Genomic DNA, 14,763 nt, shown 5'->3' with positions numbered 1-14,763 from the left:
AGTATTTTATGGTTAGTAAAAGCCAAATAAAATTTATTACAAGTCTTCAGCAAAAAAAATATCGATTTGAACACCAAATGTTTATTGCTGAAGGTGTAAAAGTAATTCAAGAATTGTTACAATCAAATTTTGTGCTTGAACATTTGTATGAAAATACAAGTATTTTTGAAAACATAGCTAATCACCATAAATCTTTGATCAGCGAACAAGACATGAAAAGAATTTCAGCTTTGAATTCACCAAGCTCTTGTTTAGCTATTTTTAAAATCCCAAATGATAATGTAATCGAAAATTTAGGTTTGATTATAGCTCTTGACGACATTCGTGATCCAGGAAATTTAGGAACTATTATAAGGCTTTCAGATTGGTTTGGAGTTAAACAAATTTTGTGTTCTCCAGAGACAGTAGATGTATATAATCCAAAAGTTATTCAAGCCACTATGGGTTCCATTGCTAGAGTAAATGTCAGTTATTTAGACTTAAAAAGTTTTATTGCCAATACTTCTTTACCTGTTTTTGGAGCTTTTATGGATGGCGCAATTATTTATAAAGAAAAATTATCAGCAGATGGAATTCTGATATTTGGAAATGAAGCCAACGGGATTTCCTCAGAATTAGAAAAATTTATTAAAAATAGAATTGCAATACCTAGATTTGGAGATATCCAACAAGCAGAAAGTTTAAACGTGGCTACTGCAACCGCAATATTTTTGAGCGAATTTAGACGAAATATTGAATAGCGAAATATTTTAAGTTTTTTAATGGAATGTAAAATTGATAAGCACAGCTCGTGTTTTCATCGAATGTATATTTCCAGTCCAAGGGCTATTCGGGTCATCATCTCTAATTAATTCATCCTTTAATCCAAAAACTCCTCTAATGGAAGGAGAAAATTTAAAGTATTCAAAATATAAATCTAGACCAAAACCTAAAGTATAATTTTGAGTCCAAGGTTTTACTCTAAATTTCTGTTGGTAATTATCATCTTTTGATTTAGAATTACTTGACAAATTTAATGTTGATGACAATCCGCCAACTAAATACGGTCTTACGTTTCCGGTTCTTTTAGAACAAAATTTTAACATTAAAGGAAAATCGATATAAGTTGCTTTTACTTCGCGCAAACCGTCTCTATCATTTGAGAATTGAGGATATGTCAATGTCCTACTGGCATAATAAAGACCAGGTTCAAAGCGCAATTCTATATATTCTTGTAGACGAAGACTCCCAACAAGACCAACATTAAACCCAGTATTTCCTGTTATATTGATATCTTGTCCAGGAACTTTATAATCTGTTTTGAAATCAAACGTACTAAATCCTAGAAAATAACCCCAATAAAGTCTTTGTTTGTCGAAATTTTCCAAATTAATAATTGGGTCTTTTGAAAAAATACTCTTTCCCAACTGGCCTTGAGCTGAAATGGAAATTAGTACAAAGAAGATAATTAGTTTTTTCATTTTGTTGCTGAAGAAAACAGGTTTAAATTTTTGTGGCGGTGTATATAGTAGCAACCCCAAATGTTTGCGGCATCGCTTTACATTCTATAAACGATATTTTTTGTAAAATATTGTTTAAAGCTTCGCCATAAGGAAAATTTGCTGCTGACTCTGATAAATATCCGTATGCATTATTGTCTTTTGAAAATATTTTTCCAATTAACGGCAGTATCAATTTAGTATAAAAAGCATATCCTTGTTTGAATGGAAATTTAGTAGGAACCGAAGTTTCAAGTATTACAAAAATGCCATTAGGTTTTAAAACTCTATAGATTTCTGCTAGTCCTTTTTCTAAAGTTTCAAAATTTCTGATTCCAAATGAAACGGTAATGGCATCAAAATAATTATCAGGATAAGGAATGTTTTCACTATCACCCACAACCATTTTTATTTTTTCAGTGAGGTTTTTATCTATTATTTTTTGTTTTCCTACATCGAGCATGCCTACTGACAAATCTAGTCCAACAATTTTTTTGGCTGAAGTTTGCGTCATTAAAATTGCTAAATCTCCTGTGCCAGTGGCAATATCAAGAATATTTTCAGGATTTTTTTTTGCCACTAAATCAACTACTTTTTTTCGCCACTTAACATCTATTCCAAGTGAAATAACCCTATTCAGTTCATCATAGCTTCCTGAAATAGTATCAAACATTTGGGTTACTTGATCTTTTTTGCTTAGTGTAGAATCTTTATAAGGCGTTATATTTTTTGACATTGTAGAAATTTCTACAAATATAAACCAATATTTTAATTAGAATAGAGCTTTATTATTGATTGAGACTTGGATGAAAAAACAAAATTATTTTCTAACATAAGTTTGAAAAGTGAAATCAAAATCATGTCTTTCGTCTTTTGAATGAAATTCTTCAAAAATCAATTGCCATTTTTCTATTTCAATTTCAGGAAAAAAAGTATCAGCTTCAAAACTATTATGAACTCTGGTAATATCAATTTTATCTGCAATTACTATGGATTGCTTATAAATTTCTCCACCACCAATGATGAATATGTCTTCTTGTTTTGGACAAGATTGTATAGCTTCATCTAATGAATTTACTACTATACAGCCTTCTGGTTTATACTCCTTTTGACGAGTTATGATAACATGAGTTCTATTGGGTAATGGTTTTGGAAAACTTTCAAAAGTTTTTCTTCCCATGATTATATAATGTCCAGATGTAATGTTTTTAAATCTTTTAAAATCATCAGGCAAATGCCAAAGTAATTGATTGTCTTTCCCGAGAGCATTATTTTGTGCAACAGCTGCAATAAGTGTTATCATTCTTCTGAAGATTTAGAATTTTCTAAATCATTTTTTAGTTTTTCAACTTTTTTAGTTTGTTGTAGCATTAACTTGTCGATTTGTGATCGTTCCCAATTTTTGTTCATAAAACTATCAATAATAAAAACTTTGATAAAATGAAATAGGAAAACAAATATCCAGATAGTTACAGCCCAAATCCACCATTTAGTTTCGGGATAAAACGACAACCATTTATTGGCAATGAACAAAAATATGCTCCCGATAAATAGAACAATAAAATGATAGTACAAACTTTTTTTTTGTTTTATTCTATCTCTAGCATATTCATATAATTCGTGTTGATCTTTTTCCATAAGACTAAATTTATCATTAAGATAAAAATTATTTAAATAGCTACAGCGCCTTTAATATGAGGATGGGGATTGTAATCAATCAAAGTAAAATCTTCAAATTGGAACTCAAAAATATTTTTCACATTTGGATTTAGTGTCATTTTTGGCAAAGGTCTTGGTTCGCGAGATAATTGTAATTCTACCTGCTCAAAATGATTATTATAAATGTGAGCATCGCCAAAAGTGTGAATAAATTCGCCTACTTGTAAACCACAAACCTGTGCAATCATCATAGTGAATAATGCATAGGAAGCTATATTGAAAGGCACCCCTAAAAATATATCTGCACTTCGTTGGTATAATTGACAAGATAATTTTCCTTCAGCAACATAAAACTGGAAGAATGCATGGCAAGGAGGTAAAGCTGCTTTCCCATTAGCTACATTTTCGGCAAAAGATTTTGATGTGTCAGGCAAAACAGATGGATTCCAAGCAGAAACTAACATTCTTCTGCTATTAGGATTTGTTTTTAATGTATCTATTAATTCTGTTATTTGATCAATTTCTTCGCTATTCCAGTTGCGCCATTGATGACCATAAACGGGACCTAAATCACCTTTTTCATCGGCCCATTCATCCCAAATTTTAACTCCATTTTCTTTTAAATAATTGATATTTGTATCACCTTTTAAAAACCAAAGTAATTCATAAATGATTGATTTTAAATGTAATTTTTTGGTAGTTACCATTGGAAAACCTTCATTTAAATCAAAACGCATTTGGTAGCCAAAAACACTTTTGGTTCCTGTTCCTGTTCTGTCTCCTTTTTGACAACCGTTTTCTAATACGTGTCGCATTAAATCATGATATTGTTTCATTTACGATTCTCTTTTTGAAATTTCGTCTCTTATTCTGGCTGCTTTTTCATAATCTTCGTTTTGTACAGCTGTCTCAAGTAATGTATGAAGTTCTGTTAAGCTCAATTTAGCATAAACTTCCTTTGGTTCGTTTCCCTTTTTATCTAATCCAAAAGTTTCAGGTGATGAAAGCAATCCTTCATCTATATTTTGATTTTCAATTTCAGTTGGATTGTTTAAATAAATTCCAGCTTTGTCTAAAATGTTTTTATATGTAAAAATTGGAGCATTAAATCTCAAAGCTAGTGCAATAGCATCCGAAGTTCTAGCGTCAATTATCTCTTCAATTTTATCTCTTTCACAAATAATACTTGAGTAGAAAACTCCATCAACCAGTTTGTGAATTATAACTTGTTTTACAATAATATCAAATCTATCTGCAAAACTTTTAAATAAATCGTGGGTTAATGGTCTTGGAGGTTTAATTTCTTTTTCAAGAGCAATAGCTATAGATTGCGCTTCAAAAGCACCAATTACTATAGGCAGTTTTCGCTCTCCATCAACTTCATTTAAAATCAATGCATAAGCGCCATTTTGTGTTTGGCTATATGAAATACCTTTTATAGTTAGTTTTACTAAACTCATATTTTTCTTTTGTCAAGAATTGATTACTGGGTATCAAGACTCTAATTTAGATCTTATTAAACGCAATGCAAAGTAACAAAAACTTTTTGCTTTTAGAATTGGATTACATAAAAAAAGAGCCATCAGAAAATTAAAATTTCAGATGGCCCTTAGTTTGGATTACTATATTGGTTTAGGCGTTTTGTGATTTAAACTCCTTTAGTTTTTGTGTTAATCTTGGAACGATATCAAAAGCATCACCTACTATACCATAATCGGCTACTTTAAAAAAGGGTGCGTCAGCATCAGAATTGATAACTACTTTTATTTTTGAGGAATTAACTCCCGCAATATGTTGTATAGCACCAGATATTCCTATGGCTACATATAAGTTTGTTGCAACTGGTTTACCTGTTTGACCAACGTGCTCGCTATGTGGACGCCAGCCTAAATCAGAAACTGGTTTTGAACAAGCAGTTGCTGCGCCAAGCACAGAAGCTAATTCTTCTAATATTCCCCAATTTTCTGGCCCTTTTAATCCACGACCACCAGAGACTACAACATCAGCATCAGCAATGGTTACTTTTCCGGTTGACTTTTCTACTGATTCTACTATTACATTAAAATCACCATCGTTTAAACTTGGAGTAAAATCTTCTTCGTTAGCAGATGAAGTATTTTCAAAAACACCATAAGAATTTTTAGCCAGACTTAGTACTTTTACTTCAGTAGAAATTTCGGTTATGTTAAATGCTTTGTTTGAAAAAGCAGTTCTCTTTACTTGGAATGGTAAAGTTGATAGAGGTAATCCAACCACATTTGATGCAAATCCTGCCTCTAAACCAACGGCAACAAAAGGAGCCAAATACAAACTATCGGTTGTTGAAGAAAGTAAAATTACTTTAGCACTTTCTTTTTGAGCCGCTTGTTTGATAATGTCTGCATAGGCTTTAACATTAAAATTTGATAGTTTGTCGTTAGACACTTTTAAAACTTTATCTACACCATATTTTGATAACTCGGAAATATTTCGAGCATTTACAGTCACTGCGGTAACAGTTGTGCCTAAAGATTCGGCAACTTTTTTGGCATATGAAGCTAATTCAAAGGCAACTTTTTTGAATTTTCCGTCTGCGGATTCTGCGTATATTAATATTGACATATTGATTTAAGATTTAAGATTTAAGATTTAAGATTTTTTTAGCAAACAGCATTCAAAAATCGTTAATATTAAATCTGGTTTTTAAATAACTTTTGCTTCGTTGTGTAATGCATTTATTAGTCCGTCTAAATCATCTGCAGAAAATAATTTCACAGCTGATTTTGGCGCTGGTTTTTCAAATTTTACTGCTTTTGTATTATTGTTTGCAGCAACCGGTTCAAGTACAGTTAATACTTTAGTTCTCGCTGTCATAATTCCTCTCATGTTTGGAATTCTCAAATCTTTTTCTTCAACTATTCCTTTTTGACCACCAATTATTAAGGGCAATGAAGCTGAAATTATTTCTTTTCCTCCGTCAATTTCTCTGGATGCTTTTGCGGAAGTTCCGTCAACAGTAAGTTCGGTACAAGAATTCACAAAATTAAAATTTAATAATGCTGCTAACATTCCTGGTACCATTCCTCCATTATAATCTAGGGATTCTTTACCACAGATTACTAAGTCATAATTGCCATTCTTAACGACTTGGGCTAATTGTTTTGCTACAAAAAAACCATCTGTTGGAGTTGCATTAACTCTGATTGCTTCATTAGCACCAATCGCTAGAGCTTTTCTTAAAGTTGGTTCGGTATCTGCACCACCTACATTTACCACAGTTACATTAGCGCCTTGTTGTTCTTGAAACCAAATGGCTCTAGTTAATCCAAATTCGTCATTAGGATTAATAACAAATTGAACTCCATTGGAATCAAACTCAGAATCACCACTGATGAAGTTGATTTTTGAAGTAGTATCAGGCACATGGCTGATGCAAACTAATATTTTCATTATTGTTATATTAAGTATATTTTCTGAGTGTAAAAGTATAAAATATATTTCTAATTTTTATATGCGCGCATAACATATTTTCAAATTTCAATCGATTTCGTAGTGCATGTTAAATTGATTAATTTTATTTTATAAACAAAGTCTTTTCTAAAGTCTATTAATTAAAGGCAATAAATGTTTTTTAATCATTTTAAATTTTTATTTTTGCCTTTCAAAATTTGAAAGTAACTTAATCATACAATGAGAACAATACAATTTAGAGAAGCTATTTGTGAGGCAATGAGTGAAGAAATGCGTCGCGATGAATCAGTATATTTAATGGGTGAAGAAGTAGCCGAATATAATGGTGCTTACAAAGCATCTAAAGGAATGCTTGATGAATTTGGCTCTAAAAGAGTTATTGATACTCCTATAGCCGAACTTGGTTTTGCTGGAATTGCTGTTGGTTCAGCAATGAATGGTTGTCGCCCTATTGTTGAATACATGACTTTTAACTTCTCATTAGTTGGTATTGATCAAATTATAAATAACGCAGCAAAAATGCGCCAAATGTCTGCTGGTCAATTTCCTATGCCTATGGTTTTTAGAGGGCCAACAGCTTCTGCTGGACAATTAGGAGCAACACACTCACAGGCTTTTGAAAACTGGTTTGCTAATACGCCAGGTTTGAAAGTTGTTGTTCCATCAACAGTTTATGATGCCAAAGGATTGTTGAAAGCTGCAATTCGTGATAATGATCCAGTTATTTTCATGGAATCTGAACAAATGTATGGTGATAAAGGGGAAGTGCCTGAAGGAGAATATACCATTCCACTTGGTGTAGCTGATATAAAAAGACAAGGAACAGATGTAACTATTGTTTCTTTTGGAAAAATTATCAAAGAAGCTTTTATTGCAGCTGATGAATTAGCTGCAGCAGGAATTTCTTGCGAAATTATTGATTTGAGAACCGTTCGACCAATGGATTATGATGCGATTATCAATTCAGTAAAAAAAACAAATCGATTAGTAGTATTAGAAGAAGCATGGCCATTTGCTAGTGTGGCTTCTGAAATAACTTACATGGTTCAAGAAAGAGCTTTTGATTATTTGGATGCTCCAATTCAAAGAATTACAACGGCTGATACTCCAGCGCCCTATTCACCAACTTTATTGAAAGAATGGTTGCCAAACGCACAAGATGTTATCAAAGCTGTAAAAAAAGTAACTTACAAATAATATAAATTTACCTATATTTGAAACTTCATCAATCCTTTATTGATGAAGTTTTTTTATGCCCATGAAAAAGATATTTCCACATATTATATTCCTCTTTGTTTTTGTGATTAGTCTTTCTGCTCAGACAAAAGTTAGCGGAATTGTGGTTGATAATTCCAATCAACCAGTGCCCTATGCTAATGTTGTTTTTAAAGGTTCAAAAACAGGAGTTGTTTCGAATGAAGATGGTCGTTTCTATATAGAATCCCCTGAAAATTATTCGGCATTGGTCGTGTCTTTTGTTGGATTTCCAGATAAAGAAGTGAAACTCCCTAGTTTGGTAAATTATAATTTTAAAGTTGTGCTGAAAGAAGGGAATTCTTTAAAAGAAGTAAAGATTTTTGCTGGAAAAACTTCCAAAAAGAATAATCCGGCTTTGGATATTTTGAGAAAGATTTGGGAAAGAAGAAGAAAAAATGGTTTAAAAATGTTCAAACAATACCAATATGATAAATATGAAAAAGTTGAGTTTGATATGAATACAATAGATAGTGCCTTTATGAAAAGTAAAATTTTCAAAGGAATGGAGTTTGTTTTCAAGAGCATCGATACTTCTAGAGTAACAGGAAAAACTTATTTACCTATTTTTATCAATGAATCTCTCACCGAATTATATGGAGATAATGAAACTAAAAAAACTAAAGAGATACTGAAAGCTAACAAAAATTCAGGAATTGGAAATGGTGATGGAGTTAATGTTTTCATTAAAGATTTGTATAATGATTTTGATATTTATGACAATTATTTGAATTTCTTCGACAAGAGTTTTACCAGTCCATTATCGAGAACAGGTATAGATGTATATAATTATGTCTTAGCGGATACAGCTTTTATAGATAATAAATGGTGCTATAATATTGTGTTTTATCCAAGAAGGAAAAATGAGTTGACTTTTAAAGGGGATTTTTGGGTAAATGACTCAACATTTGCTATTAAAAAAATTAATATGGCAATTACTAAAAGCGCTAATATAAATTGGGTAAAAGATATTTATTTAGAACAAGAATTTGATGTTTTAAACGATTCTGTTTTTCTTCCAACTCGAGATTATATGATGTCTGACTTTGCATTAAGAAAGAAAGAAGAATCAAAAGGAGTTTATGGAAAACGAACCACTTTGTACAGAAATTTTAAGTTTAATGAAAAGAAATCTGAAAAGTTTTATAAAGATGAAGTCAATTATATAGATAACTCAGTTTACAATAAATCTAATGACTATTGGGAAGAAAACCGTTTTGAAAAATTGAATAAAGATGAGGTGAAAATTTATAAAATGATTGATACGCTTAAGACAGTAAAACGTTTTAAACAAATATATAATTTGGTTTCCATTTTGGGTAGCGGATATATACAGTTCGGTCATTTTGATTACGGCCCAATTTTTTCTACCATTGGTTATAATGAAGTTGAAGGAGTCCGACTTAGAGCAGGAGGGAGAACCTATTTTGGGCCTAATGATTTGTGGCGTTTACAAGGATACACAGCCTATGGATTTGAAGATAATAAATTCAAATATGGTGCTTCAGGAAAATGGATGATTGATAAAAAAAATAGAATTGTCATTTCAGGGGGTAATAGACGTGATGTTGAACAAATTGGTGCAAGTTTAACCACTACCAATGATGTTTTGGGAAGAAGTTATGCTTCCTCAGGACTTTTTACAACAGGTGCTAACGGAAAACTTACTAACATTAATTTAAGTGCTTTAGCAATTGAAATTGAACCAATCAAAAATCTAACTTTCCAACTAGGATTTTCTTATCGAACTTTGGAGTCTGCATCAGATACGTTTAAGCTAGATTATTATTTAGATACTACTTTGACCACTTCAAAAAGTGAAGTAAAACAATCAGAGTTAAATCTTCAAGTGGAATTTACACCAAAGAAAAAAACTATTGGATATGGTGTTGAACGAAGAGATATTGATAGCCCATACAGTAGATTTTTTATCAATTATAGTCAAGGTTTCAAAGGATTTATCAATAGTGATTTTGATTATCAAAAACTACAATTGTACTACAAACAACCTATCATTATTGGGGCAATAGGGCGTTCCAATTTCACGATGGAATTAGGAAAAACATTTGGAAAAATTCCATTAGGTTTGATGAGTATTGTCCCAGGAAATCAAACCTATTTTATAATTGATAATACATTCAACAATCTTAACTTCTATGAATTTATAACCGACCAATATGCTACTTTTCAATGGGAACACAATTTCAATGGAAAAATATTTGCAAGAATTCCAGGTTTAAGAAAACTTAACCTTAGAGAGATTGTTGGAGTTAAAGGAGTTTACGGTACCGTTTCTGACGAAAATAAAGCCATTAATGCCTCTGGTTTGATTTATAAAGCTCCAGAAAGGCCCTATTGGGAATATAGCGCTGGAGTTGGAAATATTTTTAAAGTTTTCCGTATTGATTTTGCTTGGCGAGCGAATTACAGAGACTTGCCGGATACTAGTAACTTTACCATTAAAGGTTCTTTTGGATTTTATTTCTAAAATGCGGTAATCGTATTTTTTCTACCTGAAAAAATTCTAAACAAGTAAATCATTTTTGATAGCTATTTATCTAAAACAGTATAGAAATTAGATAAGATAAGGAGTATTTGAAATAAAATTTAATTTCAATGGGGGCTTTAATTCCTATCATAAATTCTAGATATATTTCTTGATAATGTAGCCATAAAAACACAATCAAAGAATCATATGACATTCACACAATTGAATAAATGGCAATAAATTAGAAACCATATCGAATCTAAGCTTCTTATATATTATGGCATTATTATTTAAAAAAAGAGAAATAAAATTCAAACAACTATACTAATTTAGGAGTTTTGTTTTTTATAAACTTAAACATCTTGTATTAATTCTTAAATTTTTGCTATTTTTGCCCCCGATAAAATTTATAACTAAAATTATAATTATGGAATCAATGATGATTTATGTGCCGATACTTATGGCATTGATAGGATTGGCTTTTATGGCTATCAAAAGATCTTGGGTTTTAAAACAAGATGCCGGAGACGGAAAAATGAAAGAGATTTCAGACTATATCTATGAAGGTGCCTTAGCATTCCTAAAAGCAGAATATAGATTATTAGCTGTATTTGTTATTATTGCAAGTGTTGTGTTAGCAGGTATTACTTTTATACCAGGTGTTAAAACAGATATTTTAATTGTTGTCGCTTTTGTTTTCGGGGCTTTCTTTTCTGCTTTAGCAGGAAACATGGGGATGAAAATTGCTACCAAAACTAATGTTAGAACTACACAAGCTGCTCGTGCTAGTTTACCACAAGCATTAAAAGTCTCTTTTGGTGGTGGAACAGTTATGGGATTGGGTGTTGCTGGTCTGGCAGTTTTAGGGTTAACAGGTTTCTTTATAATATTCTTCCAAATTTTCATGAAAGGATCATGGACTTCGACTGAAGATATGACTATCGTTCTAGAAACATTAGCTGGTTTCTCTCTTGGAGCTGAATCTATTGCTTTGTTTGCGCGTGTTGGTGGTGGTATTTATACAAAAGCAGCTGATGTAGGTGCTGATTTAGTTGGGAAAGTTGAAGCTGGTATTCCTGAGGATGATCCACGTAACCCTGCAACAATTGCAGATAACGTAGGAGATAACGTTGGTGACGTTGCCGGAATGGGTGCTGATTTATTTGGTTCTTATGTTGCAACTGTTCTTGCCGCAATGGTTCTTGGGAACTATGTAATTAAAGATATGGGTGGTAACATTCAAGATGCATTCGGTGGAATAGGACCAATTTTACTGCCAATGTCGATTGCTGGTTTTGGAATATTATTCTCTATTATTGGAACATTGGTTGTTAGAATCTCTGACGATAATGCGAAAGAAGCACAAGTTCAAAAAGCACTAAACATTGGAAACTGGCTTTCTATAGCATTAACAGCCATTGCTTGTTACTTTCTAGTTGATTTAATGTTGCCTTCCATAATGACAATGGAATTCTTCGGCGAAGGTGCGCAACAAATCTCTTCGATGAGAGTTTTCTATGCTACTTTAGTGGGTCTAGTTGTTGGTGGTGCTATTTCATCTGTAACAGAATATTACACAGGTTTAGGTACAAAACCAGTTTTGGCTATTGTACAAAAATCATCAACAGGAGCTGGAACTAACGTAATTGCTGGTTTGGCAACAGGAATGATTTCTACCTTCCCGACGGTAATTTTATTTGCCGCGGCAATCTGGACTTCTTATGCTTTAGCAGGATTTTATGGTGTTGCTCTTGCTGCTTCTGCAATGATGGCAACAACAGCAATGCAATTGGCAATCGATGCTTTCGGTCCAATTTCTGATAATGCAGGCGGAATTGCTGAAATGAGTGAATTACCTAAAGAAGTTCGTACAAGAACAGATATTTTAGATTCAGTAGGAAACACAACCGCTGCAACAGGAAAAGGTTTCGCTATTGCTTCTGCTGCCTTAACTTCATTAGCTTTATTTGCTGCGTATGTAACATTTACAGGAATTGACGGGATTAATATCTTTAAAGCTCCTGTATTAGCAATGTTGTTTATTGGAGGAATGATTCCAGTTGTATTCTCTGCTTTGGCAATGAATTCTGTGGGTAAAGCCGCAATGGATATGGTATATGAAGTGCGTCGTCAATTCAAAGAAATTCCGGGTATTATGGAAGGAACTGGTAAACCAGAATATGGGAAATGTGTTGAAATTTCTACAAAAGCGGCATTACGTGAAATGATGTTGCCTGGTGTTATGACTATTGGTTTTCCTATAGCCATTGTGTTGTTGGGTAAATTAGTTTACGGAGACAACAACCAACTAATCGCGGAAATGTTAGGAGGCTATATGGCCGGAGTTACTGTTTCGGGTGTACTTTGGGCTGTGTTCCAAAACAATGCCGGTGGTGCTTGGGATAACGCTAAAAAATCTTTTGAAGCTGGTGTAGAAATCAATGGAGAAATGACGTTCAAAGGCTCTGATGCTCACAAAGCTGCAGTAACTGGTGATACAGTTGGAGATCCATTCAAAGATACTTCGGGACCATCAATGAATATCTTAATTAAATTAACTTGTTTAATTGGATTAGTAATCGCTCCTATCTTAGGAAGTGGTGTTGAGAAAAAAGAAATTCCTCAGTGTTCAATGCCAGAAATGGAAATGAAATGTTCGCGAGAAATAATGGGTAAATGTGATATGAGTAAATGTGCCACAATGACAAAAGAGGAATGTTCTGCCATGTGCGACAGTCTTAAATGTTCCCCAGAGCAAAAAGAAGCTTGCTTATCACATTATGGAACTGACGGAAAATACATTGATCCAAAAGAATGTAAAGAAGAAGGAAAAAAAGAATGTTGTTCTGAAAAGAAATAACTATACCGTTTTATACTTAAAATGCCTCACAATTGTGAGGCATTTTTGATAGTAATTAGATTATATTTTAAAACAATCCGTTTATTTCAGCATCAATTCTATTGATAATCATACCTAAATCTTCGGGGTTATTCACAAAATCTATATTATCAACATCTATTATTAATAATTTACCTTTATCATAAGTAGAAATCCAAGCTTCATAACGCTCGTTCAAGCGGCTTAAATAATCAATAGAAATAGTGTTTTCATAATCACGTCCACGTTTATGAATTTGAGAAACCAAATTGGGAATTGAACTTCTTAAATATATTAGCACATCAGGAGCCCCAACTAATCCTTCCATCAATTCAAATAAAGAAGTGTAGTTTTGGAAATCACGATTTGTCATTAATCCCATAGCGTGTAAATTGGGAGCAAATATATTAGCATCTTCATATATCGTTCTGTCCTGAATGGTATTTTTACCACTTTCGCGTATTTGCAATACTTGTCGAAAACGAGAATTTAAAAAATAGATTTGTAAGTTGAATGACCAACGCTCCATTTGATGATAAAAATCATCCAAATATGGGTTATCAACTACATCTTCAAAATGGGGTTCCCACTTAAAATGTTTGGCTAAAAATTTTGTCAAAGTTGTCTTTCCTGCTCCTATATTTCCTGCTACCGCTATGTGCATTATGGTAATTTTAATTTAAAATTTTTAATTTCTTGGTTGGTAAAAATAGCTAAAATTTGGTCTTTGTAATAAAAATTTTGCAATGATTTCTCAACAATTTCTATTTTATAGACAGTTTTTGTAATGTTATTTAAACAATACATTGTGTCGTCTTTCAAAAACAAGATTTTTTCATTAGTAATGATTTGAATTTTTTCGAAATCAGGAATAGTAGCAAGCAAAGTTAGTTTCCCGAAAATATCAATAGTATAACAGTTGTTGGTCTCATCTATCCAATAGAAATTATTAAAATCAGATTGTGTATATTTTATATTTTCTTGAATAGGATTTCCAATATTTTTTGAAGTATAATTGACGTAGTCAAACAACATTATTTGTTGTGTCAAAGCATTGTAAATCCAAAATTGATTTTGTGATGCCATGCCAATTTTAGAAGCAAGAATAGTGTTGTCAATATCAAAAAGATTTAGCTTTTGTATTTCATTTAGCTGATTGTCAAGTGTTATTATACTATTAAAATCTTCATAAAAAAGGACTATTTTTAAAGGGTTTACATAATCTACAGAAGTAATTTTCCCTAAAGCCACGTTTTTATATTCCCATATCTGATTGTCGTTTTGCTTGCTAAAAACATTATTATTTATATAATAATTGTTGCCCAAACCATCAAAGCCCATAAAGGTTTTGTATTCAATTCCAAATGAATTTATAGCTATAGTTTTCAGTATTGGTTTTTGACCAAAACTATTGATACTAATAAGTATAAAAATAAAATAAATCAACTTTTTCATGATAGTGCTAATTTACATTAATATAAATTAAATTCAACAAACCAAAAATACTATTTTAACAAAAAATTAGTAACAGATTTTGATTACTTTCGTCATATTTG

Annotated in this window: 14 protein-coding genes; 4 read left to right on the top strand and 10 right to left on the bottom strand. The window is 32.0% G+C overall.

The window, feature by feature from the left end:
• Positions 1 to 8 precede the first annotated feature (8 nt).
• A complete protein-coding gene (locus ACOYLT_RS00070; protein WP_422851791.1) occupies positions 9 to 740 on the top strand; it encodes an RNA methyltransferase in 732 nt (243 codons plus the stop codon).
• Positions 741 to 758: 18 nt separating this feature from the next.
• Here ACOYLT_RS00070 and ACOYLT_RS00065 read toward each other — a convergent pair whose 3' ends face one another.
• From ACOYLT_RS00065 to ACOYLT_RS00030, 8 genes are all read right to left on the bottom strand, one after another.
• Positions 759 to 1,460, bottom strand: a complete 702-nt coding sequence (locus ACOYLT_RS00065) for a porin family protein (RefSeq protein ID WP_422851790.1) — start codon at positions 1,458 to 1,460, stop codon at positions 759 to 761.
• A gap of 22 nt (positions 1,461 to 1,482) precedes the next feature.
• A complete protein-coding gene (gene ubiE, locus ACOYLT_RS00060; protein WP_422851789.1) occupies positions 1,483 to 2,214 on the bottom strand; it encodes a bifunctional demethylmenaquinone methyltransferase/2-methoxy-6-polyprenyl-1,4-benzoquinol methylase UbiE in 732 nt (243 codons plus the stop codon).
• 84 nt (positions 2,215 to 2,298) lie between these two features.
• The gene (locus ACOYLT_RS00055; protein ID WP_422851788.1) at positions 2,299 to 2,781 is read right to left on the bottom strand and encodes a dihydrofolate reductase; all 483 of its coding nucleotides are present in this window, start codon (positions 2,779 to 2,781) and stop codon (positions 2,299 to 2,301) included.
• Entirely contained in the window at positions 2,778 to 3,116 is a 339-nt protein-coding gene (locus ACOYLT_RS00050; RefSeq protein ID WP_422851787.1) for a 2TM domain-containing protein, read from the bottom strand. The genes ACOYLT_RS00055 and ACOYLT_RS00050 overlap by 4 nt, the downstream gene beginning before the upstream one ends.
• Positions 3,117 to 3,148: 32 nt before the next feature.
• A complete protein-coding gene (locus tag ACOYLT_RS00045) occupies positions 3,149 to 3,973 on the bottom strand; it encodes a thymidylate synthase (protein WP_422851786.1) in 825 nt (274 codons plus the stop codon).
• Positions 3,974 to 4,597, bottom strand: a complete 624-nt coding sequence (locus ACOYLT_RS00040; protein WP_422851785.1) for a bifunctional nuclease domain-containing protein — start codon at positions 4,595 to 4,597, stop codon at positions 3,974 to 3,976.
• A 172-nt stretch (positions 4,598 to 4,769) separates the two neighbouring features.
• Complete coding sequence (locus ACOYLT_RS00035; RefSeq protein ID WP_422851784.1) at positions 4,770 to 5,738, bottom strand: electron transfer flavoprotein subunit alpha/FixB family protein; 969 nt, start codon at positions 5,736 to 5,738, stop codon at positions 4,770 to 4,772.
• Positions 5,739 to 5,819: 81 nt separating this feature from the next.
• A complete protein-coding gene (locus ACOYLT_RS00030) occupies positions 5,820 to 6,566 on the bottom strand; it encodes an electron transfer flavoprotein subunit beta/FixA family protein (RefSeq protein WP_422851783.1) in 747 nt (248 codons plus the stop codon).
• Between the two features lie 240 nt (positions 6,567 to 6,806).
• On the opposite strand from ACOYLT_RS00030, the gene ACOYLT_RS00025 reads away from it, so the two are divergent.
• From ACOYLT_RS00025 to ACOYLT_RS00015, 3 genes are all read left to right on the top strand, one after another.
• Positions 6,807 to 7,784, top strand: coding sequence for a pyruvate dehydrogenase complex E1 component subunit beta (locus ACOYLT_RS00025; RefSeq protein ID WP_422851782.1), 978 nt, complete (start codon positions 6,807 to 6,809; stop codon positions 7,782 to 7,784).
• Positions 7,785 to 7,845: 61 nt separating this feature from the next.
• Positions 7,846 to 10,329, top strand: a complete 2,484-nt coding sequence (locus tag ACOYLT_RS00020) for a DUF5686 family protein (RefSeq protein WP_422851781.1) — start codon at positions 7,846 to 7,848, stop codon at positions 10,327 to 10,329.
• A gap of 427 nt (positions 10,330 to 10,756) precedes the next feature.
• Positions 10,757 to 13,189: a sodium-translocating pyrophosphatase gene (locus ACOYLT_RS00015; protein ID WP_422851780.1), complete on the top strand. Its 2,433-nt coding sequence runs from the start codon at positions 10,757 to 10,759 to the stop codon at positions 13,187 to 13,189.
• A gap of 67 nt (positions 13,190 to 13,256) precedes the next feature.
• On the opposite strand, the gene ACOYLT_RS00010 is transcribed toward ACOYLT_RS00015, so the two are convergent.
• The gene (locus ACOYLT_RS00010; RefSeq protein WP_422851779.1) at positions 13,257 to 13,871 is read right to left on the bottom strand and encodes a deoxynucleoside kinase; all 615 of its coding nucleotides are present in this window, start codon (positions 13,869 to 13,871) and stop codon (positions 13,257 to 13,259) included.
• A complete protein-coding gene (locus ACOYLT_RS00005) occupies positions 13,871 to 14,662 on the bottom strand; it encodes a hypothetical protein (RefSeq protein ID WP_422851778.1) in 792 nt (263 codons plus the stop codon). The genes ACOYLT_RS00010 and ACOYLT_RS00005 overlap by 1 nt, the downstream gene beginning before the upstream one ends.
• Positions 14,663 to 14,763 lie beyond the last annotated feature (101 nt).

The organism is Flavobacterium sp., assembly GCF_049318185.1.
GTDB lineage: Bacteria > Bacteroidota > Bacteroidia > Flavobacteriales > Flavobacteriaceae > Flavobacterium.
This window is presented reverse-complemented; position numbering and strand designations above follow the sequence as displayed.